Origin of the sequence: Homoserinibacter sp. GY 40078 (genome assembly GCF_008017545.1) — a bacterium.
In the GTDB taxonomy this organism is placed as follows: Bacteria; Actinomycetota; Actinomycetes; order Actinomycetales; family Microbacteriaceae; genus Homoserinibacter.
Map to the genome: position 1 here is coordinate 1 of NZ_VRTZ01000003.1, position 22,728 is coordinate 22,728.

Here is a 22,728-nt window from a genome sequence, read left to right on the forward strand (position 1 = left end):
CGTGCGATCCGGTCGCGCTGGCACGTGACGCGGGGCTCCTCGACGGGCTGGGATACGAGCTCACGGGGCTGCGGGCCTTCGATCTCTTCCCGAGCACGCATCACGTCGAGGCGGTCGCCTCCTTCGTGCGCCGCTGAGCACAGCCCCGGGTCCGACAGGCCTGTCGCGGTGTGGGACCGGTACCATGGGCTCCGGCGGAGAACCCGCCGCTGATCGGGGGAGAACATGAGCACCGTCGCTGAGTCGTCGGACGCGCCGAGCGAGACGCAGTCCGCGCGCGTCGCCGTCGTCGACGATCACGAATCGGTGCGGGTGGGCCTCCAGGCGGCGTTCGTGGAGGCGGGTCACGACTTCATGCTCGCTGCGCCGAACGTCGACGAACTCATCGCCGGGCTCGCCGGTCGCGAGGTCGACGTCGTGGTGCTCGACCTCTCGCTCGGCGACGGATCCAGCGTCACCCGGAACGTGAAGAGCGTCCAGGCGATCGGCGCCCCCGTCCTCGTGCATTCGATCGCCGACCGCGTCGACCTCGTCCGCGAGGCGCTCGCGGCGGGAGCGGCCGGGGTCATCCCGAAGTCCGCGTCGATGCGCACCGTGGTCACCGCTGCCGCGACCGTCGCGCGCGGCGAGGTGCTCAACAACCTCGAGTGGGCGACCGCGATCGATGCGGACCGCGACTTCGCGAAGGCCGAGCTGGGTCGTCGTGAGCGGGAGATCCTGCACCTCTACGCCTCGGGTCTTCCGTTGAAGCTCGCCGCGGAGCAGCTGGGCATCGGGTACTCGACCGCACGCGAGTACCTCGATCGCATCCGGGCCAAGTACGTCGAGGTGGGGCGCCCCGCGCCCACGAAGGTGGACCTTCTGCGTCGTGCGGTGGAGGACGGCATCCTGCCGGGCCTCGACCCCGACGGCGATGGCTGATCTTCCCGCGGCGTTCATCGCGCCGCCGCCTCGCGGGCGTAGCGTCCGCAATCCGCTGAGCCTCGTCCGCGTCGACACGGCCATCGCCCGCACGGCCGCGGGTTTCGGGATCGCGTTCTTCCTGCAGTCGATCCCGGCGATGATCGAACAGTTGCCGAACCTGCAGCCGGTCTGGTCGAGCGTCATCGTCACCGCGCTCGTCGTGTCGCTCGCTCTGACCGCCCTCGCCTCGGCGGTGCGCAAGCAGGTGCGCGCGGCCCACATCATGTTCGCGGTCATCTATCTCGTGGCGTTGGTGAGCTGGCCGTTCGCCGTCATCGATCCGGATCGCGCCACCCAGGACAGCTACTGGCTCTACTACCTGCTGACGATCGCGACGGCGATGGCGACGGTCGGCTTCCCGCTGCGTGTCGCCACGGCGTACCTGCTCCTCGCCCCGGCGATCTACTCGGTCATCCGCGTCATGCCCGCCGGTGGTGGCGTGACGTCGGTCCAGACGGCGCTCGACTCGGTCTACGCGGTCATCCTCGGCGGGGCGATCACGATCATCACGGCGATCCTGCGGACCGCCGCCTCGTCGGTGGACCGTGCCCAGGCGACCGCGCTCGACCGCTACGGTCACGCGGTCCGGCAGCACGCGATCGAGTCGGAGCGTGTGCAGGTCGACGCGATCGTGCACGACAGCGTCCTGACGACCTTCCTGTCGGCGGCCCGGGCCGAGACGCCGGAGGCGAAGGAGCTCGCGGCACGCATGGCCGGCAATGCGATCGGATACCTTCGGGACGCCGTCTCGGTGGCGCCTCCGAGCGAGGCCGACATCTCGATCGAGGTGCTCGCGAGCCGGATCGTCGATGCGGCGGGCGCGCTCTCGGAGCCGATCGAGATGGACGTCGAGGATGCGGTGGGCGGGCATGTGCCTGTCGCGGTCGCCGAGGCGATGTACTCCGCTGCGGTGCAGGCGATGGTCAACAGCCTGCAGCACGCCGGCCAGAACGTGGAGCGGTGGGCGCGCGTTCGTACCGAACGCGGTGGCGTCGTCGTGGAGGTGGGCGATCGCGGAGCCGGATTCGATGCCGCCCTCGTGCCGAACGAGCGTCTCGGCGTGCGGGTGTCGATCCTCGAGCGTGTGGCGAGCGTCGGCGGCGCTGCGGTCGTCGACACCGCCGTGGGAGAAGGCACCGTCGTGCTGCTGCAGTGGCCCATGCCTCCGACGGGCGGCTCGCGACCATGAAGATCGGTGTGCCTCGGGCGCTCATCGTCGCGCTCGCCGCCCTGTTCTCGGGGTACCACCTGCTCCTCGCGGGGTACTCGCTCCAGTTCCCGTACGCGTCTGATCCGGGCGCGGTCGTCGCGGGAATGATCATCTACGCGGTCGTGACTCTCACGGTGCTGCTGCCCGGGCGCGAGACCCGCATGCCGGTCTGGATGGCGGCGTTCTCACTCGGCGTCACGATCGCCCTGCCGCCGCTCGTCACGGCGGTACTCGACCCCATGCGTGAGGGTGGGAACGGCTACGCCACGTGGTACGTCGCCGCGGTCGGCACCCTGATGACCATCACGGCCGTGCGTCTGCGACCCGGATTCGCGTGGGCGGGGGTCATCTTCCTCGGCGTGCAGACGCTGTTCTGGGCCGGACCGCAGGCGCTTGCGACGATCGGCGTGATCGGCTCCGCGTCGTGGGTGGGTGTGGCGCATATCCTCACCAACACCCTGGCCAAGGCTGCGCGCGACTCCGAGCGGTTCGCGCTGGCGGAACGTGAGGCCACGGAGTGGCAGGCGGCGCAGGAGGCGCACCTCAATGAGCGGCAATACCGCTTGGGGCAGACGAGCATCACGGCGCTGCCGATGCTGCGCACCATCCGCTCCTCGGGGGGTGAGCTCACGGCCTCCCAACGCGCCGAGTGCCTCCACCTGGAGGCCGCGATCCGCGACGAGATCCGCGGGCGGCGTCTCCTCGACGACGCCGTGCGCGAGCAGGTGATGCTCGCGCGTCGTCGCGGCACCGTCGTGACGCTCCTCGATGAGGGGGGCATCGATGAGCTGTCCGAGGAGGACCGCGAGCGGGTGCTCGGGCGCCTGGCGCTCGCCTTGCGCGACACCACTGCCGACCGCGTGATCGCCCGGACCGTCCCGGAGGGGTCGGATGTCGCCGTCACGGTGGTCGGGCTGCGCACGGTCGACGATGAGTCGGTGACGTTGCTCGGTGGGGAGCCGGACGACGAGGTGGAGCTCTGGCTGGAGATCCCGCGGCAGGCGCCGGCGGCGGACTGATGGCGCCGGTCCGGCGCACGATCTGGATGCAGGTCTCCGGATATGAGTGAGGGGCCGGACGCTTGGCGCCCGGCCCCTCAACTATTCGAGTCAGGGCGACAACCCGAATATCGCCCTGACTCGCCCCCACATCATCGGCCTGCTTACCCTAGACGACCGGTGATGCTGTGTAACTCGATGAAGAGATACACCTGCTGAAACAAGTATGGTGATCTGCGCCCCGCCTATCAGTCGTCATTTAGGGGGACATTCGGGGTACAATTTCGGGTGACGACCAGGGATTACCGGGGAAGTTTGGCCCTTGGTAGGGGTACACGCAGCTTACCTCCTACGGAATCCGCTGTTTGTGAGCGCTCCCGCGACGGAATTCGTCGTGATCAGGAGGCCCAGGTGGTCCAGCTGCCCCGTTCCAGGGGCTGACGCAACCCTCGACGGTTGCGTTCCCACGCCGAGCGTCGACGCCCCGCCATTCGCTGCATGCCCGCGAACTCGTCGAGAGCGGCCTGCAGCACGGCGCTCGCGGCGGCGAGCTCCTCCGGGGTCGGATCGCCGCCCAGTACTCGCAGCGTCTGGTCGGGCTGTCGTTCCTCGCTCACAGCGGGATGTTCCCATGCTTCTTGGGCGGCATCGACGCGCGCTTGGTGCGCAGCGCCCGGAGGGCCTTTACGATCACGAGACGCGTCGCGCTCGGCTCGATGATTCCATCCAGCTCGCCGCGCTCCGCCGCCAGGAACGGCGACGCGACGTTGTAGGTGTACTCGTTGGCGAGGCGAGTGCGCACGGCGGCGACGTCCTCGCCGGCGGCCTCGGCGGCCTTCAACTCGTTGCGGTAGAGGATGTTGACCGCCCCTTGCCCGCCCATCACGGCGATCTCGGCGGTCGGCCATGCGTAGTTGAGGTCGGCGCCCAGCTGCTTCGATCCCATGACGATGTACGCGCCGCCGTAGGCCTTGCGCGTGATGACCGTCACGAGAGGCACGGTCGCTTCCGCGTAGGCGTAGAGCAGCTTCGCGCCGCGGCGGATGACGCCCGTCCACTCCTGGTCGGTGCCGGGGAGGTACCCGGGCACATCGACGAGCGTGATGATCGGGACCGAGAACGCGTCGCAGAATCGCACGAACCGCGCGGCCTTCTCGCCGGCCTCGATGTTGAGAGTCCCCGCCATCTGGCTCGGCTGGTTAGCGATGATGCCGACCGACCGGCCCTCGATGCGGGCGAAACCGATCACGATATTGGGTGCGAAGAGCGGTTGCACCTCGAGGAAGTCGCCCGCGTCGACGATGCGCTCGATGACGTCGAGCACGTCGTACGGCTGGTTCGGGGAGTCCGGGATGATCGTGTCGAGTCGGCGGTCGGAGTCGTTGACCTCGAGCTCGGTCTCGGATTCGTAGACCGGCAGCTCCGCCTGGTTGTTGTCGGGGAGGAACGAGACGAGCGCACGCGCGTAGTCGAGCGCGTCGTCCTCATCAGAGGCGAGGTAGTGCGCCACACCGCTCGTCTTGTTGTGCGTGAGGGCGCCGCCCAGCTCCTCGAATCCGACGTCCTCGCCGGTGACCGTCTTGATGACATCCGGACCGGTCACGAACATGTGCGAGGACTTGTCGACCATGATCACGAAGTCGGTGAGGGCCGGGGAGTAGACGGCGCCACCCGCGGCCGGTCCCATCACGATCGAGATCTGCGGGATCACGCCGGATGCGGCGGTGTTGAGGCGGAAGATCTCGCCGTACTTGCCGAGCGCGACGACACCTTCCTGGATGCGCGCACCGCCCGAGTCGAGCATGCCGATGATCGGCACCCCGGTCTTGAGCGCGAGCTCCATGACCTTGATGATCTTCTCGCCCGCCACTTCGCCGAGCGACCCGCCGAAGATCGTGAAGTCCTGCGCGTACACGGCGACCTGCCGACCATGGATGGTTCCCGTGCCCGTCACGACCGCGTCGCCATAGGGGCGGTTCTTCTCCATGCCGAAGGCGTGGGTGCGGTGCCGCACGAACTCGTCGAGCTCGACGAAGGAGCCCTGGTCGAGCAGCTGCTCGATGCGCTCGCGCGCGGTCTTCTTGCCCTTCGCGTGCTGCTTGGCGATGGCGGCCTCGCCGCTCGCGGTGACGGCCTCGTGGTAGCGCGCCTTCAGATCGGCGAGCTTGCCGGCAGTCGTCGAGAGCACGGGGTCGGGAGTGGCGTCAGTCACGCCGTTCAGCCTATCCGTGACCCTCCGGCCCGCGGCGTTGTGGATCGTCGACAAGTCCTGGGCCCCGCGCTTGGTCGGCTGCTCCGTTCCGCCGGCCGCCCAGCCGCCTCCGGACCCCCCAGACGGTGGTGCGCCAGATCGCCTCGGCGACGACGCCTCCCGACATCTTCGACGTGCCGGCGCGGCGCTCCCGGAAGGTGATGGGCACCTCGCGCACCGCCCACCCCGATTCGATCGTGCGGAGCGTGAGGTCGATCTGGAAGCAGTAGCCGCGGGAATCGACCACCTGGTGCGCGATGCGGTCGAGCACCGGGGCGCGGTAGGCCCGGTAGCCGGCGGTCACGTCGCGCACGGGGATCCCGAGCACGATGCGCGCGTACACGTTCGCCGTCTTGCTGAGTCGGCGCCGATAGGCGGGCCAGTCGACGAGGCGGCCGCCCTCGACCCAACGGGAGCCGATCACGAGACCGACGCCGGGCTCCTCGAGCACGGCGAGCATGCGCGGCAGCACCTCGGCCGGGTGGGAGCCGTCGGCATCGAACTCGACGACCACGTCGTATCCGTGATCGAGCGCCCACGCGAAGCCTGCGAGGTAGGCGCGCCCGAGGCCGTCTTTGGCCCCGCGATGCAGCACCTGCACCGCCTCGTCGGAGGCTGCGAGGCGGTCGGCGAGCTCGCCCGTGCCGTCCGGGCTCGCGTCGTCGACGACGAGGATGTCGGCCTCCGGTGCACTGCGGCGGAGGGCTTCGATCGTCGTCTCGAGGCTCTCGACCTCGTTGTAGGTCGGGGTCACCACGAGGACGCGCCCGGGCGGTCGGGCTCGCGCGGACGACATGAAGCTCATCCTAGGCTGACCGCCATGACCTTCGACCGGAGCCGCGAGGTGACCCCCGCCCTCTACGAGCTGCCGTCGTCGAGCTCCACCAACGGTGAGCTCGTGGCGCGTGCCGATCGGGAGGGATTGGGAGATCTCACCGTCCTGCTGACCCGCTACCAGAGCGCCGGACGCGGTCGCCTGGGCCGTTCGTGGAACGCGCCCCCCGGCGCGAGCGTCGCCGTCTCGGTGCTGCTGCGGCCGACACTCGCCGATGGCACGACCACGACTCCCGACCGTCTCGGATGGATTCCGGTGCTCGCGGGTGTGGCGATGACCGAGGCGGTCCGCAGCGTCTTGCCGGACGCGGAGGTCGGATTCAAGTGGCCCAACGACGTGCTCGTCGGCGGGCGCAAGATCTGCGGCGTCCTGGGCGAGATGCTGCCGTCGGGGAAGGGTGTCGTGATCGGTGCAGGCCTCAACACCCGCATGACGACAGACGAGCTCCCGGTGCCCACGGCGACCTCCCTCGCCATCGAGGGCGCATCGGTCGACGACGCTCTCGAGGATCTCGTGATCGCGACCTACCTCGAGGGCGTGCGGGCGCGGATCGCGCGCTATCTCGAGGTCGGCGCCGATGCGGACGCATCCGGGCTTCGGGCGCAGGCGCGTGCCGCCTGCCTGACTCTCGGGCGGCAGGTGCGCATCGAGCTGCCGGGGGGCGAGGAGCTACGGGCGACCGCGGTCGACCTGGACCCGGATGGTCGCCTCGTGGTCGCCGACGCGGAGGGGAACGCGCGGTCTGTCGCGGCCGGAGATGTGACCCACGTGCGTTAGAAAGTAGGCATGTCCGACCCGGCCTTCACCGACGCGCTCACGGGTGGCGCGTCGACGGTGCAGCCGGAAAGCGTCGTCGCGCGGCTCCGGTCGCACGGCCGCGTGCTGTTCTGGCCCTGTGTCGTGCTCATCGCGGATGCCGGTGCGGCGGGCTTCTTCGCCGGGTCCTTCGCGGAGCCGTGGCAGAACTGGGGCGTGCTGATCGCGGCGGCGCTCATCGCGATCCTGCTGGTGCTCTTCCCGCTCGTCGCCTGGCTCGGACGCAACTACACGATCACCACGCGTCGGATCGTGCTCCGGGGCGGGTTGTTCGTTCGCACCCGGCAGGAGCTCCTCCACAGCCGCGGATACGACATCACGGTGCGCAAGAACGGGCTGCAGGCGATCTTCGGCTCGGGCGACGTGATGATCAACACGGGCCTCGACCGGCCGGTCGTTCTCCGCGATGTCCCCGGGGCGACGCTCGTGCAGGCGACCCTCAACGACCTCATGGAGCACTCGATCAATCCGGTCGCGGCGCGCCGCCAACAGGAGCAGTCCCGTCCCCCGGACGAGACGACCGTGATCGGCGGTCGCTGAGCGGACGACAGGCGGACGTCGCGAAGGGCGGCGAACGCATAAAGTCGTGGGGTGAAGATCTCCGTTTTCGGTTGCGGATACCTGGGCGCCGTTCACGCTGCCTCCATGGCGAGCATCGGCCACGACGTCGTCGGCGTCGATGTGGATGCCGCCAAGATCGCCTCGCTCTCCGAGGGGAGGCCGCCGTTCTTCGAGCCCGGATTCGACGAGATCCTGCAGGCGGGCCTCGACAGCGGTCGGCTGACGTTCAGCACCGACGCCGCTGACGCGGCCGACGCCGAGGTGCACTTCATCGCCGTCGGCACGCCGCAGAGCGCCGACGGCTCCGCCGACCTGCGCTACGTGAACGCCGCGGTGGATGCCGTCCTCCCGCACCTCGCGGAGGGGGCGCTCATCGTCGGCAAGTCGACGGTCCCCGTCGGCACGGCGGCCGAGCTCGCGCCGCGGATCGACGCGGCGGGCGGGCGGCTCGCGTGGAACCCCGAGTTCCTGCGCGAGGGCTTCGCCGTGCAGGACACCCTGACCCCGGACCGGCTGGTCTATGGCGTCGCCGCGGGCGACGATGCCGCCGCGGCGAAGCTCGACGAGCTCTACGCCGACGTGCTCTCGCACGGGATGCCGCGGATCGTCACCGACCTCGCGACGGCCGAACTCGTGAAGGTCGCCGCCAACGCGTTCCTCGCCACCAAGATCTCGTTCATCAACTCGATGGCCGAGATCGCCGAGGGGGTCGGGGCGGACGTGACTCAGCTCGCCGACGCGATCGGGCACGACGCCCGCATCGGCCGCCGCTTCCTCAACGCCGGGGTCGGCTTCGGCGGCGGCTGCCTCCCGAAGGACATCCGCGCTTTCCAGGCGCGCGCCACCGAGCTCGGTTACGGCGACTCAGTCGCGTTCCTCGGCGAGGTCGACCGCATCAACCTCCGCCGCCGTGACCGGGTCGTCGACCTGGCCTCCGAGATGCTCGGTGGGGTCGAGGGGCGCCGGATCGCCGTGCTCGGCCTCGCGTTCAAGCCCGACTCGGATGACGTGCGCGATTCTCCCGCGCTCGACATCGCCAGCCGCCTCCGCGAGGCGGGGGCGCTCGTGACCGCGACCGATCCCCACGCGATCGAGACCGCCCGCCGCGTGCGTCCTGAGCTCGACTTCCGGCCCGACACCGACGACGCGCTCGCCGGCGCTGACCTCGTGATCCTCCTGACCGAGTGGCGCGAGTACCGCGACCTCGACCCGGAGACCGTGGCGGGGCTCGTGTCGGGCACGCGCGTCATCGACGGACGCAACGTCCTCGACGGTGCCGCCTATCGGGCCGCGGGCTGGGAGTACCGGGCGCTCGGACGGGGCTAACGCGACCCCGCGGAGACGCGGATCGCTCCCGTGTCGGACCCCGGTTCACCTGCCCGCGCGGACTCCGAGGCCGTGCCGTCGGCGGGGAACATCGGCGGCGAGGTGTCGCCCCGGTGCGGCGCGAACACCCACAGCCGGTAGAAGCTGAACCGGAAGAGGGTGCCCAGCGCCAGCCCGACGACGTTGGTCGCGATGTTGTCGGCGAGGATGCTCGTGAACCCCAACAGGTAGTGCGAGACCCAGAGCGACGCGAGACCGATCGCCATCCCGCCGAGGCTCACCACCAGGAACTCGGCGAACTCACGCCACAGCTGGCGCCCGCGATGCTCGCGGAAGGTCCAGTAGCGGTTGCCGATCCAGTTGGCGATGATCGCGAGCGCTGTCGAGATCGCCTTCGCGATGACGGGACCCTCGTGCAGCTGCTCGGGGCTCAGCACCGTCAAGCGCAGCAGGTTGAAGACACCGAAGTCGATCACCAGTCCGACGAGCCCGACGACACCGAAACGCGTGAACTGGGTGATGAGCTTCCGCATGCGTCCTGCCTCGCCCCGTCAGGCATCTAGGGTCGTAGAGGCGGCAGTCTAGCCGCCGACGACGAGACGACGATGTGAGGTTCCCTGTGAGGGTCGGTGTGATCGGCGGCGGGCAGCTCGCGCGGATGATGATTCCTCCCGCGGTGGCGCTCGGCATCGAACTGCGCGTGCTCGCGGAGGTGGACGGCAGCTCGGCAGGCCTCGCCGCGACCGCTGTGGGCGACTATCGCGACGAGGCGACCGTGCTCGCCTTCGCCGCCGACGTCGACGTCGTCACCTTCGACCACGAGCACGTCCCGCCGCACGTCCTCGAGGCGCTCGTCTCCGCGGGAGTCGCCGTGCATCCGGGGCCCCACGCCCTCGCGGTCGCCCAGGACAAGCTCGTCATGCGCGAACGACTCGCTGCCATCGGCGCGCCCGTACCCGGGTTCGCGCGCATCCGCGACTCGCGTGAGCTCGCCGCGTTCCTCGACGACCACGGCGGCGTCGCCGTGGTCAAGACGCCGCGCGGCGGATACGACGGCAAGGGCGTGCGTGTCGTGCGCGACGAGCACGCCGCCGACGACTGGCTCGAGACCGCGGGGGAGGAGGGGCTTCTCGTCGAGGAGTTCGTCCCGTTCCGCCGAGAGCTCGCGCAGCTCGTCGCACGCCGACCCTCCGGCGACATCGCCGCCTGGCCCCTCGTCGAGACGGTGCAGCGCGACGGCGTGTGCGCCGAGGTGTTCGCTCCCGCGCCGCGCGCGGGCTCTCTCGTCGCGGAGGCGCGGGCGCTCGCCGAGCGCATTGCGACCGAGCTCGATGTGACCGGCGTGCTCGCTGTCGAGCTGTTCGAGACCGAAGACGGCCGACTGCTCGTCAACGAGCTCGCGATGCGCCCGCACAACACGGGTCACTGGAGCATCGATGGCGCGATCACCAGCCAGTTCGAGCAGCACCTCCGTGCTGTGCTCGACCTGCCGCTGGGCGACACGTCGATGCTCGCGCCCGTGAGCGTCATGGTCAATGTGCTCGGCGGACCGGCGGGGGAGCGGATGCCCGATCGATACCGTGCTGCGATGGCCGATCGCCCCGAGGCGAAGCTGCACTCCTACGGCAAGGAGTCCCGGCCCGGCCGCAAGGTGGGGCACGTCACCGTGACCGGCGACGAGCTCGACGACGTCGTGGCGCGCGCGCGTGCCGCGGCGGCTTTCTTCCAGAACTGACCCGTAGCATGACGGGGTGACCCAGCACCCCCTCGTCGGCATCGTCATGGGATCCGACTCCGACTGGCCGGTCATGCAGGATGCTCGAGCCGCGCTCGAGGAGTTCGGCATTCCGCACGAGGTCGAGGTCGTCTCCGCACACCGAACCCCGCGCGGGATGATCGACTACGGCACCGCCGCCGCGGGTCGTGGTCTCCGCGTCATCATCGCGGGAGCCGGCGGCGCGGCGCATCTGCCCGGAATGCTCGCCTCGGTCACGACGCTTCCCGTGATCGGCGTTCCCGTACCGCTCGCGCGCCTCGACGGTCTCGACTCCCTGCTCTCCATCGTGCAGATGCCGGCCGGGATCCCCGTCGCCACGGTCTCGATCGGCGGGGCACGCAATGCCGGGTTGCTCGCCGCCCGCATCATCGGCGCCGGCGACCCGGACCTCACGCAGCGTCTCGCCGCCTACGCCGAGAGCCTCGAACAGCTCGTGGCCGAGAAGAACGCCGCGTTGCAGCAGAAACTTCGATGACGTCGGTCCTCCGCCATCCCGACCGCGGCGATCGGGCTTTCATGACCAAGCGCGCCTGGTGGCTCGTGGGGTTGAACATCCTCGTTCCGGGATCCGCGCAGGTACTCGCCGGGAGTCGACGCGCCGGGCGGTTCGGGCTCGGTGCGACCCTCGTGCTCTGGGTGCTGGTCGTCGTCGGCATCGTGATGGCGATCGTCGCCCGGGGCACGCTCATCTCGATCTTCACCAACACGATCGTGCTGTCGGTGCTCGTCGTCGCGTTGCTGTTCTATGCCGTGCTCTGGCTGAGTCTCACCCTCGACACCCTCCGGCTCATCCGGCTCGTCCGGGTGGCGCCGTCCGCTCGCGGATTCGTCGCCGGGCTCTCGGTGGTCGCGCTTGCTCTCGTCTCGGGGACGGCGGCCTATGGGGCGGTGTCGGTCACCGCAGGCATCGGCCTGCTCGACAGCGTCTTCGCCGAGCGCGCGTCCGAGCCGCCCATCGACGGCCGCTACAACATCCTGCTGCTCGGCGGCGACGCCGGTCCCGACCGCGACGGCCTCCGGCCCGACTCCATCTCGGTTGCGAGCGTCGACGCCGAGACCGGAGAGGTGGTGCTTCTCGGAGTGCCGCGCAACCTCGAGCAGGTGCCGTTCTCCGACGGCTCGCCGCTCTACACGCGATTCCCGGACGGGTACGACTGCGGCAGCAACTGCCTCATCGACTACCTCTACAGCTACGCCACCGTCTTCCACCCCGAGCTCTATCCGGATGCGGAGGATCAGAACTCGAACCCCGGCATCGAGGCGATGCGCGATGCCGTCGAAGGTGTTCTCGGCATCACCCTGCAGTACTACGTGCTCATCGACATGCAGGGCTTCGCGGACCTCATCGATGCGCTGGGGGGGATCGACATCACTGTCGAGGATCGGGTGCCGATCGGTGCCAACGAGAACCTCGACGGCACGCACGCCGAGCCGGTGGGCTACATCGAGGCCGGCGAACAGCACATGGACGGGCGTCGAGCGCTCGCCTACGCGAGGTCCCGCTACGCGACCACCGACTACGCCCGCATGGAGCGGCAGCGGCAGGTGCAGGAGGCGATCCTCGCCCAGGCGAGCCCCGCGAACGTGCTCACCCACTTCACCGATATCGCGCGCGCCGGCGCGCAGGTGGTACGCACTGATATCCCGAAGCAGATGCTGTCGTACTTCGTGCAACTCGGCGAGAAGTCGCAGGACCACGAGGTGGTCTCGCACGACTTCGTGCCTCCGGAGATCGATCCGGAGGATCCCGACTACGAGCTCATCCGCCAGACGGTGCAGGACCTGATCGCCCCGAAGGACGAGGGATAGCCGGTCCTGTCGGTTCGCCGAGCCTCAGAGGTCGGCGTGCAGCTGCCACACCTTCTCGGCCGAGTCGCGCCAGCTGAAGCCACGTGTGCGATCGCGGCCCTCGATGCCGAGCCTGCGGGCGAGATCCGGATTGTCGAGAACGCGACGCAGGCCCTCGGCGAGCCGCTCCGGGTATCCCTCGGGCTCGTCGCGCTCCACCGTGATCCCGGCGCCGCCGGCGACCTCCACGAGAGCGGGGGCGTCGGAGTGGACGACCGGTGTCTCGAGGCTGAACGCCTCGAGGATGGGGAGTCCGAACCCCTCGGCGAGGCTCGGGACGGCGACGACCTCGGCGGCCGCGAGAGCCACGGCGAGATCCTCGTCGCTCAGTCGGCCGAGCGCGTGGACGCGGCCCGCCACTCCGGCTTCCTCGGCGACGCCGGCGACGTCGACGTCGCCCCAGCCCGCGGGGCCGACGATCGCGAGTTCGACGTCGCTCGGCAGGTGGCGCATCGCCTGGATGAGAGCGGGGATGCCCTTCCGTGGCTCGAGGGTGCCGACGCTCAGCACGAAGCGGCGGGGGAGGTCGAGCGCGTCCGCGCGCTCTTCCGCATCCTGGGGAAGGTGGAGTCTCGAGCCCACCGCCCCACCGATCACGCGGATCCGCTCGCCGAGGTCGAGAACCTCTCCGAGCTCGTCCGCCACCGCGTGCGTGGGCACGACCACGGCGTCGGCGAAGCGCTCCGCACGACGGCCCATCGCACGGTGCCACGCGGCGCCGTGGGAGGTGAGGGTTTCCGGATGCGTCCACGGGATCGCGTCGTGGATCGTCACCACGGTCTGCCGGCCCGGCGAGTGCACGCGGTCATGGGCGGTGAGCGGCGCCATGATGCTCATGGCGTGCACCATGCCGCGCGCCGTGCCGCCGATGAAGCCGCGCTGCCAGGCGAGCGCGAGTGTCCGGTGATCGAGCGCCGACTTCTCGAGCCGCGCGAGCCCGGGTAGACGCTCGAGCAATTCGGCGTAGCGCTCCTCGGGGGAGGCGGGCACGAAGCCGACGACATCGACGCCCGGCGGGGCGGTCTCGATCATGCGTCGCCCGAGCTCTTCGGCGTACCGCCCGATGCCTCCGGGTATCGGGGCAACCAGCTGGTCGAGGATGACGCGCAGCTCGGTCATGCGACGAACTCCGGCATCGCCTCGTGGAGGGCCTCGCGCCACGGCCGCAGCGCAGGCACGCCCGCGCGGTCCCAGGCGGAGTGCCCGAGCACCGAGTACGACGGGCGGGGTGCGGGCCGCGCGAACGCGCCGGAGTCGGTGGGGTGCACGCGCTCGGGGTCGTGGCCGGCCTCCGCGAACACGGCCCGTGCCAGGTCGAACCAGCTCGCCTCGCCCGCGTTCGTGCCGTGGTAGACCCCGGCGGGGAGGTCGCGGTCGAGCAGCAGCGCGATCTGCCGCGCGAGGTCGATCGCCGACGTCGGCTGCCCGCGCTGGTCGTCGACGACGTCGACGGTGTCGCGTTCGCCGGCGAGACGCAGCATCGTGCGCACGAAGTTGGCGCCACCCGGGCCGTACAGCCATGCGGTGCGGACGATGTGGGCGCCCGGGTGCACGGCGGTGACGAGTCGTTCGCCCGCGGCCTTCGTGCGGCCGTAGGCGCCGAGCGGGGCGAGCGGCGCGTCCTCGGCGTATGGCGAGCTCGCGTCGCCCGCGAACACATAGTCGGTGGAGACCTGGACGAATCGAGCACCGACCTCGGCAGCGGCACGCGCGAGGTTCTCGGCCCCCGTGGCGTTGACGGCGTAGGCGTCGTCCTCGTACTCCTCCGCGTCGTCCACCGCGGTGAACGCTGCGGCGTTCACGACTGTGCCGATGCCACGCATGGCTTCACGGACGGCGTCCGCGTCGGTGATGTCGAGCTCGTGGCGACCGAGCGCGCGCACCTCGCGGCCCTCGAAGGCGCGCCGAAGCTCGCGGCCGAGCATGCCGTCCGCACCCGTCACGAGGTAGACCCCCGTCATGCGTGCCCGGCCCGCCGGTACTTGGCCTCGGTCGCTTCTTTCTGCGGGGCCCACCACGGCTCGTTGTCGCGGTACCAGTCGATCGTCGCGGCGAGACCCTCGGTGAAGTCCGAGTACCGCGGACGCCAGCCGAGCTCGGCGCGGAGCTTCGAGGAGTCGATTGCGTAGCGGAGGTCGTGCCCCGCGCGGTCGGTGACGTGATCGTACGCATCGCTCGGCTGCCCGAGCTCGGTGAGGATCAACTCGACGACCTCGCGATTGCTCTTCTCGCCGTCCGCGCCGATCAGGTAGGTCTCGCCCACTCGACCCCCGTCGAGGATCGCGAGGACGGCGGCCGAGTGATCGTCGGCGTGGATCCAGTCGCGCACGTTCTCGCCCCGGCCGTAGAGCTTGGGGCGCTCGCCGCGCAGCACGTTCGTGATCTGTCGGGGGATGAACTTCTCCACGTGCTGGTACGGCCCGTAGTTGTTCGAGCAGTTCGAGATGGTCGCGCGGACGCCGAAGGAGCGGACCCAGGCCCGCACGAGCAGGTCGCTACCCGCCTTCGTCGAGGAGTAGGGGCTCGACGGGTTGTAGGGCGTCGACTCGGTGAAACGCTCCGGGTCGTCGAGCTCGAGGTCGCCGTAGACCTCGTCGGTCGAGATGTGGTGGAAGCGGATCTCGTGGCGCCGGGCCGCTTCGAGCAAGGTGTAGGTGCCCACGATGTTCGTGTCGAGGAACGGGCGCGGGTCGGCGAGGGAGTTGTCGTTGTGGCTCTCAGCCGCGAAGTGCACGACGGCGTCGTGCGATCCGAAGAGCTCGTCGACGAGAGCGGCGTCGGCGATGTCGCCGCGGACGAACGCGACTCGGTCATCGGGCAGCCCGTCCAGCGAGGCGAGATTGCCGGCGTAGGTGAGCTTGTCGAGCACCGTGATTCGGTGATCCGTGTTGTCGACGAGGTGGTGCACGAAGTTGGAGCCGATGAACCCGGCTCCGCCGGTGACGAGGACGCGCACCCTGCGATCCTAGCGTCGCCCCTAGGATGACACCCATGCGCGCGACAGCCCTCGACGTCCCGCACGCGGTCCTCATCGAACCCGTCGTGCATCGCGATGCCCGGGGCGAGTTCCTCGAATGGTTCCGGGCCGACCGGCTCGCCGAGGCGACCGGCCGCTCGTTCGAGCTGCTGCAGGCGAACCTCTCGGTGTCGTCGCGCGGGACGGTGCGCGGCGTGCATTTCGCGGATGTGCCCCGCGGCCAGGCGAAGTATGTGACCGTCGTCGCGGGGTCGATCGTCGACATCCTCGTCGACCTGCGCGTGGGGTCGCCGGAGTTCGGCCGCTCGGTCGCGGTGGAGCTCGACTCGCGTGAGCATCGCGCCCTGTTCGTGCCGGAAGGCGTCGGGCATCTCTTCGCGGTGACGAGCGACGAGGCGACCGTCTGCTATCTCGCGACCGATGTCTACAAGCCCGAGAGCGAGCACACCGTGAGCCCCTTCGACCCCGAGTTGGCCCTCGCGATCCCGGATCCCGCATCCGCCGTGCTCTCGACCCGCGACGCCGAGGCGCCGATGCTCGCCGAGGCGCGCGAGCGCGGGCTTCTCCCCGACTGGGAGGCGTGCCTCGCGAGGTACGCCGAGGCGGCGACGGGGGCGGCGGCGTGAAGGGCATCATCCTCGCCGGAGGATCCGGCACCCGACTGCACCCGATCACGCGCGGCATCTCGAAGCAGCTCATGCCGGTCTACGACAAGCCGATGGTCTACTACCCGCTGTCGACGCTCATGGCAGCGGGCATCCGCGAGATCCTGGTGATCTCGACTCCGGAAGACAGCCCGAACTTCGAACGCCTGCTCGGCGACGGGTCGCAGCTCGGCATCGAGCTCTCCTACGCCGTGCAGCCTCGTCCGGAGGGGCTTGCGCAGGCATTCCTCATCGGTGCCGACTTCCTCGCGGGGGAGGGGGCGGCCCTCGCGCTCGGCGACAACATCTTCCACGGAGCAGGATTCGATCAGGCGCTCAGCGGCAGCGCCGCGGTCGACGGCGGGCTCGTGTTCGCCTATCCGGTCGCGGACTCACGTGCCTACGGCGTCGTCGAGTTCGACGCCGACGGGCGTGCGATCAGCATCGAGGAGAAGCCGTCGCATCCGAAGAGCGACTACGCGATCCCCGGCCTCTACTTCTATGGCGCGGATGTGGTCGAGATCGCCCGCGACATCCGCCCGAGCGCGCGCGGCGAGCTCGAGATCAGCGAGGTGAACGCCGCCTACCTCGCCGAGGGGCGCCTGCAGGTGCGGGCCCTCGATCGTGGCACCGTGTGGCTCGACACCGGGACGATCGACTCGATGGTCGCGGCCACGGAGTTCGTGCGTGTCATGGAGCAGCGCACGGGTGTGAAGATCGGCTGCATCGAAGAGGTCGCCTGGCGCCAGGGCTGGATCGACGACGCAGAGCTCGAACGCCACGCGGACGCGCTCGCGAAGAGCGGATACGGCGACTACCTGAGGGGTCTGCGGCGCGCCTGAGTCGCCTCGTTGGGCGAGCCTGACCGCGTGCTACTCTCACGCGAGTGGAGAGCACGGAGGTCACCCCGGAACTCATCGTCCGGGCCATTCTCGAGATCGGATTCCTGCTTCTCGTCATCGGGTATCTGCTCGCTGCGACCGACTTCCGACGACGGCTCGCGCCGTTGGGTGCGGGCGCCGTCGCGACGCTGCTGATCTTCCTCGGGGCGTGGGGCGCGATCCAGGCGATCGATCGCTGGCAATACGACTACCCGCAGGCCGTCTCGTTCATCCCCTTCACCCGGTTCGCGATGTACCAGGCGCAACTGAAGGAGTCGGTGTCCGAGAGCTATTCCTGGCAGGCGGAGCTCACCGACGGAAGTACACGCGAGGTCAACATCGCCGACGAGTTCTCCACGATCGGACTGCCACCGCTCTCGACCAGGATGCGGGTGCTTCTCGGGTGGATGGAAGACGAGGGCACTCCGGAGCAGCGCGCCGACGCCGAGCGTGAGCTCGAGCTCTACGCCGAGGGACTCCTCGCATCCTTGGAGGCCGACGGCGTCGAGGTGTCGAGCCTGTCGTTCGCGCGGGTCACCGGCACACCGGGTGACGAGAACGTCGAGGAGCTCGACTCCTGGAACATCGAGGAGCTGACCCGATGACCTCCTTCCGCAGCTGGGTGACCACGGTCCGCCTGCACCGCGGCGCGACGGCGCAGTCGCTCGCTCTCGCGCGCATCCTCGTGTTCGGCATCTGGACCGTGTTCGTGCTCGTCGATCCGCTCCATCAGCTGAGCCGCCTGCCGGTCGAGCTCTTCCACACCTACGGCGTTTTCCGGCTCCTGCCCGACAGTCTGTGGGTGGCCATGCTGACGCCCACGGGGCTGCTCGGCATGAAGCTGGTGTTCCTCACCGTGCTCGCATGGGCGATGATCGGATTCCGCGGTGCGCGGGTCGCAGGCATCGCCGCGCTCGTCGTCGGGCTCGTGTACCTGCAGCTGAAGAAGGGCTTCGGCGGCCACTGGGATCACCGCGAGCTGACGCTCGTCTACGTGCATGCGATCATGCTGCTCACCCCGGCCTGGGACGCCTTCGCCGCCCACCGTCGCCCGCGACCCGCTCGTCGCCCGGGCGTCTACGGCGCCTCCCTCGTCGCGATGTCGTTCATCGTCATCGTGCAGTACCTCTTCATCGGAACCGCGCGGACCTTCATCGGCGGTCCCGGTGTGTTCATGAACGGCACCCTGCAGCAGTGGGTCGAGAACAGGAACCTGCGCCCCAACCCCTTCGGGTTCGACATCGGTACGTGGTTCCTTGCGCCGTTCTGGTCGGTGCCGCTCGACCTGCTGTTCCTCGGGGGGACGGTCCTCGAGTTCGTCTCGGTCGCGCTGCTGTTCCTCAAGCCGGGTTGGATCAAGGTGCTCGTGGCGATCGGCCTCGTGGTCTTCCACGCGTCGATCTTCCTCATGATGAACGTCGCGTTCCCCGAGAACATGGTGCTCGTGCTGCTGTTCTTCGACCTTGCATGGCCCCTGCGCCGACTGCGTCGCGGTCACGACTCCGACGGCGTGCTGGTGTACGACGCCGAGAACCCGGTCGCTCGGGCGGTGGTCCGGCGTGCCTACGCGCGTGATCTCGACGGCCGGATGCGGTTCGCTTCGTTCGGTAGCGCGCCGGCATCGACGCTCGCCCTCGGCGACGCGTCGGCGGCGGATGGGGTTGCCTTCGTCTCCGACGACGGCGTGGCGCGGGGTCAAGCCGCCGTCACCGAGACCTACTTCCGGATGCCCGGCTGGGCGCTATTCGGCTGGCTGCGAGCTCGCCTCGTGGACGGCTCTCGACCGCTGCCCGCGCAACGCGGTGCCGCCGCCGAATGGTTCGTCGGCCCAGTCACGGACCCGGAACCGGCACTGCCGCACGGCGACCGCGTGCTGTCCTGACCGCCCGCGGCGTCAGTCGCCGAGCTCCGGCATCTGCGTGATGCCGAACTCGTGCCGGAGCGCGCTTCGTGCGGCGTACCACCCGCACATGCCGTGCACGGCGGTTCCGGGTGGGGTCGACGACGAGCTGAGGTAGATCCCGCGGGCGGGGGTGCGCCAGGGGTCGGTCGAAAGCACGGGCCGCCGGATCAGCTGGGGGATCGTGACCGCTCCCGCAGAGATGTCGCCCCCCACGTAGTTCGGGTTGTACGCCTCGAGTTCGGATGCGCTGACCGCGCGGTGGTCGAGGATCACCTCGCGGAAGCCGGGTGCGAAGCGCTCGATGCGGTTGATGACCGCCTCGGCGGGATCCTCGGTGGAGCCCGCCGGCACGTGGGTGTACGCCCACAGCACGTGCCGCCCGTCGGGCGCACGCGTCGGGTCCACGCGAGACGGCTGCGAGATGAGGAGGTACGGGTTCTCGGGATGCCGCCCATCCGCGACGGCGCCCTCCGCCGCCTGGATCTCGGCGCGCGTTCCCCCGGCATGGATCGAGCCGGCTTCGGCGAGCGCGGGGTTCGTCCACGGTACGGGGGCCGATAGGGCGAAGTCGACCTTCGCCACGGCGTCTCCGTAGCGGAAGCGGCCCAGCGCGCGACGGTAGCGGTCCGGAAGCCGGTCGCCCGCGATCCGGTCGAGAGCGCGGGGCGTCACATCGAGCAGCACGGCGCGCGCGGTCGGCAGCGAATCGAGCGAGTCCACCTCGTGATCCACCACGATCTCGCCCCCGTGCGCGACGAGGTCGGACGCCAGCGCATCGATGATCGCCTGGCTGCCCCCACGCGGAATCGGCCATCCCCGCGCATGCCCATGGGCCGCGAGCATGAGACCGGCGCCAGCCGTTGAGAGCCGCGGCATGCGACCGATCGAGTGGGCGTTGACGCCCGCGAGGAGCGCCGGTGCGACGTCCTCGCGGAAGCGCAGCCCCCAGGCGGGTGTGCCCTGTTCCAGCACGCGCAGGCCGAATCGGAGCGCCGTCACCGGGTCGCGGGGGATCCGCAGAAGTTGGGATCCGGTGAAATCGGTGACCCCGTCGATGTGGTCGACGAGGGGCTTCATGAGCGAGCGCCAAGCCGCGCCGTCGCGTCCGAGGCCCTCGACCGTCCGCTCGAGGTCGTGGTACGCGACCCCCGCGCGACCGTCGTGCATCGCTTGGGCATACGAGATCTCGGGAATGACGAAGTCGACCTTCTCGCGCAGGCCCCAGGCCCGGAAGAACGGCGAGGCGAGGGCCGCGGGATGCACCGCGGAGCAGATGTCGTGGTGGAAGCCGGGGAGCGTGACCTCGGCCGTGCGCGCGCCGCCACCGATCGTCGGATTGCGTTCGTACACGCGCACGGACAGCCCCGCCCGAGCGAGGGTGACCGCGGCCGCGAGGCCGTTCGGCCCGGAGCCCACGACGATCGCGTCGAACTGCGGCATGCGGCGGCCTCCTCGGGGCGAACGGTGCAGCTCGACCCTATCCGTCGGCGGTGCGGAGGGTCCGCTCGGCGCGTCGGACGGCGACACGCATTCAGTTCGATGCGGTCATCTGCATCTGCCCAGGAAGTTTGCGTACTCTGCTTTTTCGTGGTTCAGCAGACGACGTTCCGACCGGAGATTCAGGCGCTCCGCGCTATCGCGGTCACTGCCGTCGTTCTCTTCCACCTGTGGCCGAACCGTGTGACGGGCGGCTACGTCGGAGTCGACGTGTTCTTCGTGATCTCGGGTTTCCTCATCACGAGCCACCTGCTGCGCGAAGCGGACTCGTCGGGCACCATCTCGCTCTCGCGCTTCTACGCCCGCCGCATCCGTCGACTGCTGCCGGCCGCATTCCTCGTGCTCGCGTTCGTCGTCGCGGGTGTGCTGCTCCTCGCCCCGGAGAGCGACTGGCCGTACTTCCTCGGCGGGGTGGTAGCGAGCGCGCTCTACGTCGCCAACTGGTTCATCGCCGTGAACGCGGTCGACTACTTCGCGACCGACAACGCGGCCTCGCCGATCCAGCACTATTGGTCGCTGTCGGTCGAGGAGCAGTTCTACCTCGTCTGGCCGTTGCTGATCCTGCTCGCGGTCGCCCTCACACGAAAGAGGCCCCGTGCTCGTCGCTGGGTGCTCCTCGGGGTGTTCGGGGCGATCTTCGTCGGCTGTCTGACGTATTCCATCGTCGCGACTCCCGTGAATCAGGAGTTCGTCTACTTCGCCACTCCCGCGCACGCATGGGAGTTCGCGCTCGGTGGCCTGCTCGCGTTCGCCATGACCACGCTGCGCACGGTGCGCTGGGACAGCATGCACGGGCTGCGCGCGGCAGTCCAGATCATCGGCCTCGTGCTCATCGCCGTACCCGTGTTCGTCTTCGACGCCGACACGATCTTCCCGGGGTGGATCGCCCTGATCCCCGTGCTCGGAACGGCCGCGGTCATCGCCGCCGGCGTTCCCGAGGTGCGATGGTCCCCGGTGCGCGTGATGTCGCTGCGGCCGGTCCAGTTCGTCGGCGACATCTCCTACGCGGTCTATCTGTGGCACTGGCCGCTCATCGTGTTCGGGCCGTTGCTGTTGCTTCGCCCCCTGACCTTCGTCGACAAGTTCGTCATCATCGTGCTGATGGTGGTGCTCTCGTGGGCGACGAGGCGCTTCGTCGAGGTCCCCGTGATCGGGGCGCCGGCATGGCGTCCCCGACGCGTCAGCTACGTGGCGGCTCTCGCAGCGACGGCGGCCCTGGTAGCCGGGTCGGTGGTTCCGTTGACCCTGCTCGACCAGCGTGCGCAGGCGGTTCAGGAGGACATCACCGAGCGGGCGGAGACCGGTGACGCGTGTCTCGGGGCCTCCGCGATCGAGTCCGAGGGATGCAAGTACCGCCTGTCGATCGATCCGGCGATCGGCATCAGCGACGCGAGCCTCGCCGCCGACGACCTGAACGGGGTGACTGCCGACGACGGTGCTCGGATCGCGTCGCGCTGCACGGTGGGCCCATTCGAGTCCGAGGAATGCGTGACCGGTCCCTCCGACCCGTCGGGAGTCGTGGCACTCGTCGGAGACTCGCATGCGCAGGCGCTCGAGCCGGGGGTCGAGTTCACGACGACCGAGCGAGACTGGCAGGTGCGCTCCTACACCCGTCGATCGTGTCCCGCCGTGATCTCCGACTGGGTCGCACCGAAGGCGGTGTCGTACAAAGAGAACCAGCCGGAGTGCCGCGCATGGCGAGCGGATGTGGTGCAGAAGATCGCGGATGACCCGAGCATCGACGTCGTGGTCGTCTCGAGCTTCGGCCGTCGGTATGGAGCCGGATCGTCCGAACACCTCGAAGACGCCGCCCAGGCGATGAGTGACACCTGGAAGGTCTGGGTCGATGCGGGCAAGCAGGTGGTCGTGGTCGGCGATCTGCCGACGACCCGGACGGATGTCGAGACCTGCGTGGAGGAGCCCGATCCGGCGATGGCGTGCTCCCGCCCGCGCCAGGACGCGATGCAGCTCGAGCCGCTCACACTCTCGGTGGCGCTCTCGCACTCCCGCGACGTGACGCTCCTCGATCTGAGCGACGGAGTGTGCGATGCCGAGCGCTGCTATGCGGCCGTGGGAGGTCTGCTCGTCTACGAGGACTGGCACCATCTCACCCCCGCTTTCGCTCGCTCGCTGGCGCCGTTGATGCTGCCGGAGCTCGACCGTGCCATGAGACGTGCGGGAGTCCCGACCGGGCAGGCCGCCGCGGGGCAGTAGAATCGACCCTTGGTCGACGCCTCTCGC

General features: G+C 69.6%; 22 protein-coding genes and 1 pseudogene. 15 read left to right on the forward strand and 8 right to left on the reverse strand.

What is annotated here, in order from left to right; genetic code table 11:
* From FVQ89_RS14660 to FVQ89_RS13315, 4 genes and pseudogenes are all read left to right on the forward strand, one after another.
* A pseudogene (locus FVQ89_RS14660) lies at positions 1 to 137 on the forward strand (class I SAM-dependent RNA methyltransferase); the annotation flags it as partial.
* An 88-nt stretch (positions 138 to 225) separates the two neighbouring features.
* The gene (locus FVQ89_RS13305; RefSeq protein WP_147902480.1) at positions 226 to 921 is read left to right on the forward strand and encodes a response regulator transcription factor; all 696 of its coding nucleotides are present in this window, start codon (positions 226 to 228) and stop codon (positions 919 to 921) included.
* Positions 914 to 2,152, forward strand: coding sequence for a sensor histidine kinase (locus FVQ89_RS13310; protein WP_147902481.1), 1,239 nt, complete (start codon positions 914 to 916; stop codon positions 2,150 to 2,152). Before FVQ89_RS13305 ends, FVQ89_RS13310 begins: the two co-directional genes overlap by 8 nt.
* Positions 2,149 to 3,192: a hypothetical protein gene (locus tag FVQ89_RS13315; protein WP_147902482.1), complete on the forward strand. Its 1,044-nt coding sequence runs from the start codon at positions 2,149 to 2,151 to the stop codon at positions 3,190 to 3,192. Before FVQ89_RS13310 ends, FVQ89_RS13315 begins: the two co-directional genes overlap by 4 nt.
* Positions 3,193 to 3,569: 377 nt before the next feature.
* Here FVQ89_RS13315 and FVQ89_RS13320 read toward each other — a convergent pair whose 3' ends face one another.
* The 3 genes from FVQ89_RS13320 to FVQ89_RS13330 are packed head-to-tail and all read right to left on the reverse strand — an operon-like array spanning position 3,570 to position 6,218.
* Positions 3,570 to 3,788, reverse strand: coding sequence for an acyl-CoA carboxylase epsilon subunit (locus FVQ89_RS13320; protein ID WP_147902483.1), 219 nt, complete (start codon positions 3,786 to 3,788; stop codon positions 3,570 to 3,572).
* Positions 3,785 to 5,392 carry an acyl-CoA carboxylase subunit beta gene (locus tag FVQ89_RS13325; RefSeq protein ID WP_187265055.1) on the reverse strand — a complete coding sequence of 536 codons (1,608 nt, stop codon included), beginning with the start codon at positions 5,390 to 5,392 and terminating at the stop codon, positions 3,785 to 3,787. The genes FVQ89_RS13320 and FVQ89_RS13325 overlap by 4 nt, the downstream gene beginning before the upstream one ends.
* Position 5,393: 1 nt before the next feature.
* Positions 5,394 to 6,218: a polyprenol monophosphomannose synthase gene (locus tag FVQ89_RS13330; protein ID WP_187265042.1), complete on the reverse strand. Its 825-nt coding sequence runs from the start codon at positions 6,216 to 6,218 to the stop codon at positions 5,394 to 5,396.
* A gap of 24 nt (positions 6,219 to 6,242) precedes the next feature.
* Between FVQ89_RS13330 and FVQ89_RS13335 the strand changes: the two genes are divergently transcribed.
* The 3 genes from FVQ89_RS13335 to FVQ89_RS13345 are packed head-to-tail and all read left to right on the forward strand — an operon-like array spanning position 6,243 to position 8,960.
* A complete protein-coding gene (locus FVQ89_RS13335) occupies positions 6,243 to 7,034 on the forward strand; it encodes a biotin--[acetyl-CoA-carboxylase] ligase (RefSeq protein WP_147902486.1) in 792 nt (263 codons plus the stop codon).
* 9 nt (positions 7,035 to 7,043) lie between these two features.
* Positions 7,044 to 7,613 carry a PH domain-containing protein gene (locus tag FVQ89_RS13340; RefSeq protein WP_147902487.1) on the forward strand — a complete coding sequence of 190 codons (570 nt, stop codon included), beginning with the start codon at positions 7,044 to 7,046 and terminating at the stop codon, positions 7,611 to 7,613.
* A 51-nt stretch (positions 7,614 to 7,664) separates the two neighbouring features.
* Positions 7,665 to 8,960 carry a UDP-glucose/GDP-mannose dehydrogenase family protein gene (locus tag FVQ89_RS13345; RefSeq protein WP_147902488.1) on the forward strand — a complete coding sequence of 432 codons (1,296 nt, stop codon included), beginning with the start codon at positions 7,665 to 7,667 and terminating at the stop codon, positions 8,958 to 8,960.
* Here FVQ89_RS13345 and FVQ89_RS13350 read toward each other — a convergent pair.
* Complete coding sequence (locus tag FVQ89_RS13350; RefSeq protein WP_147902489.1) at positions 8,957 to 9,493, reverse strand: GtrA family protein; 537 nt, start codon at positions 9,491 to 9,493, stop codon at positions 8,957 to 8,959. The genes FVQ89_RS13345 and FVQ89_RS13350 overlap by 4 nt on opposite strands.
* Positions 9,494 to 9,579: 86 nt before the next feature.
* On the opposite strand from FVQ89_RS13350, the gene FVQ89_RS13355 reads away from it, so the two are divergent.
* The 3 genes from FVQ89_RS13355 to FVQ89_RS13365 are packed head-to-tail and all read left to right on the forward strand — an operon-like array spanning position 9,580 to position 12,546.
* A complete protein-coding gene (locus FVQ89_RS13355; RefSeq protein WP_370454482.1) occupies positions 9,580 to 10,695 on the forward strand; it encodes a 5-(carboxyamino)imidazole ribonucleotide synthase in 1,116 nt (371 codons plus the stop codon).
* 46 nt (positions 10,696 to 10,741) lie between these two features.
* Positions 10,742 to 11,212 (forward strand): 5-(carboxyamino)imidazole ribonucleotide mutase, encoded by a 471-nt coding sequence (gene purE / locus FVQ89_RS13360; protein ID WP_147902665.1) that lies wholly within the window; start codon positions 10,742 to 10,744, stop codon positions 11,210 to 11,212.
* A gap of 41 nt (positions 11,213 to 11,253) precedes the next feature.
* Positions 11,254 to 12,546 (forward strand): LCP family protein, encoded by a 1,293-nt coding sequence (locus FVQ89_RS13365; protein WP_147902490.1) that lies wholly within the window; start codon positions 11,254 to 11,256, stop codon positions 12,544 to 12,546.
* Between the two features lie 24 nt (positions 12,547 to 12,570).
* Here FVQ89_RS13365 and FVQ89_RS13370 read toward each other — a convergent pair whose 3' ends face one another.
* From FVQ89_RS13370 to rfbB, 3 genes are read right to left on the reverse strand one after another with little or no spacing between them, the layout of a single operon-like run.
* Positions 12,571 to 13,704 (reverse strand): glycosyltransferase family 1 protein, encoded by a 1,134-nt coding sequence (locus tag FVQ89_RS13370; RefSeq protein WP_147902491.1) that lies wholly within the window; start codon positions 13,702 to 13,704, stop codon positions 12,571 to 12,573.
* Positions 13,701 to 14,546 carry a dTDP-4-dehydrorhamnose reductase gene (gene rfbD / locus FVQ89_RS13375; RefSeq protein ID WP_147902492.1) on the reverse strand — a complete coding sequence of 282 codons (846 nt, stop codon included), beginning with the start codon at positions 14,544 to 14,546 and terminating at the stop codon, positions 13,701 to 13,703. The genes FVQ89_RS13370 and rfbD overlap by 4 nt, the downstream gene beginning before the upstream one ends.
* Positions 14,543 to 15,541, reverse strand: a complete 999-nt coding sequence (rfbB, locus tag FVQ89_RS13380; RefSeq protein WP_147902493.1) for a dTDP-glucose 4,6-dehydratase — start codon at positions 15,539 to 15,541, stop codon at positions 14,543 to 14,545. The genes rfbD and rfbB overlap by 4 nt, the downstream gene beginning before the upstream one ends.
* Positions 15,542 to 15,576: 35 nt before the next feature.
* Here rfbB and FVQ89_RS13385 point away from each other — a divergent pair, with 35 nt between their 5' ends.
* The 4 genes from FVQ89_RS13385 to FVQ89_RS13400 are packed head-to-tail and all read left to right on the forward strand — an operon-like array spanning position 15,577 to position 18,969.
* A complete protein-coding gene (locus tag FVQ89_RS13385; RefSeq protein WP_147902494.1) occupies positions 15,577 to 16,188 on the forward strand; it encodes a dTDP-4-dehydrorhamnose 3,5-epimerase family protein in 612 nt (203 codons plus the stop codon).
* Positions 16,185 to 17,048: a glucose-1-phosphate thymidylyltransferase RfbA gene (gene rfbA, locus FVQ89_RS13390; protein WP_147902495.1), complete on the forward strand. Its 864-nt coding sequence runs from the start codon at positions 16,185 to 16,187 to the stop codon at positions 17,046 to 17,048. The genes FVQ89_RS13385 and rfbA overlap by 4 nt, the downstream gene beginning before the upstream one ends.
* A 44-nt stretch (positions 17,049 to 17,092) precedes the next feature.
* Positions 17,093 to 17,692: a hypothetical protein gene (locus FVQ89_RS13395; RefSeq protein ID WP_147902496.1), complete on the forward strand. Its 600-nt coding sequence runs from the start codon at positions 17,093 to 17,095 to the stop codon at positions 17,690 to 17,692.
* Entirely contained in the window at positions 17,689 to 18,969 is a 1,281-nt protein-coding gene (locus FVQ89_RS13400; protein WP_147902497.1) for a hypothetical protein, read from the forward strand. Before FVQ89_RS13395 ends, FVQ89_RS13400 begins: the two co-directional genes overlap by 4 nt.
* 12 nt (positions 18,970 to 18,981) lie before the next feature.
* Here FVQ89_RS13400 and FVQ89_RS13405 read toward each other — a convergent pair whose 3' ends face one another.
* Entirely contained in the window at positions 18,982 to 20,430 is a 1,449-nt protein-coding gene (locus tag FVQ89_RS13405) for an NAD(P)/FAD-dependent oxidoreductase (RefSeq protein WP_147902498.1), read from the reverse strand.
* 147 nt (positions 20,431 to 20,577) lie between these two features.
* Between FVQ89_RS13405 and FVQ89_RS13410 the strand changes: the two genes are divergently transcribed.
* Positions 20,578 to 22,701, forward strand: coding sequence for an acyltransferase family protein (locus FVQ89_RS13410; protein WP_187265043.1), 2,124 nt, complete (start codon positions 20,578 to 20,580; stop codon positions 22,699 to 22,701).
* The last annotated feature ends 27 nt before the right edge of the window (positions 22,702 to 22,728 follow it).

Coding starts and splice junctions, on each gene's coding strand:
- FVQ89_RS13305 (WP_147902480.1), top strand. CDS start 226: ATGAGCACCGTCGCTGAGTCGTCGGACGCGCCGAGCGAGACGCAGTCC.
- FVQ89_RS13310 (WP_147902481.1), top strand. CDS start 914: ATGGCTGATCTTCCCGCGGCGTTCATCGCGCCGCCGCCTCGCGGGCGT.
- FVQ89_RS13315 (WP_147902482.1), top strand. CDS start 2,149: ATGAAGATCGGTGTGCCTCGGGCGCTCATCGTCGCGCTCGCCGCCCTG.
- FVQ89_RS13330 (WP_187265042.1), bottom strand. CDS start 6,218: ATGTCGTCCGCGCGAGCCCGACCGCCCGGGCGCGTCCTCGTGGTGACC.
- FVQ89_RS13335 (WP_147902486.1), top strand. CDS start 6,243: ATGACCTTCGACCGGAGCCGCGAGGTGACCCCCGCCCTCTACGAGCTG.
- FVQ89_RS13340 (WP_147902487.1), top strand. CDS start 7,044: ATGTCCGACCCGGCCTTCACCGACGCGCTCACGGGTGGCGCGTCGACG.
- FVQ89_RS13350 (WP_147902489.1), bottom strand. CDS start 9,493: ATGCGGAAGCTCATCACCCAGTTCACGCGTTTCGGTGTCGTCGGGCTC.
- purE (WP_147902665.1), top strand. CDS start 10,742: ATGGGATCCGACTCCGACTGGCCGGTCATGCAGGATGCTCGAGCCGCG.
- FVQ89_RS13365 (WP_147902490.1), top strand. CDS start 11,254: ATGACCAAGCGCGCCTGGTGGCTCGTGGGGTTGAACATCCTCGTTCCG.
- FVQ89_RS13370 (WP_147902491.1), bottom strand. CDS start 13,704: ATGACCGAGCTGCGCGTCATCCTCGACCAGCTGGTTGCCCCGATACCC.
- rfbD (WP_147902492.1), bottom strand. CDS start 14,546: ATGACGGGGGTCTACCTCGTGACGGGTGCGGACGGCATGCTCGGCCGC.
- FVQ89_RS13385 (WP_147902494.1), top strand. CDS start 15,577: ATGCGCGCGACAGCCCTCGACGTCCCGCACGCGGTCCTCATCGAACCC.
- FVQ89_RS13400 (WP_147902497.1), top strand. CDS start 17,689: ATGACCTCCTTCCGCAGCTGGGTGACCACGGTCCGCCTGCACCGCGGC.
- FVQ89_RS13405 (WP_147902498.1), bottom strand. CDS start 20,430: ATGCCGCAGTTCGACGCGATCGTCGTGGGCTCCGGGCCGAACGGCCTC.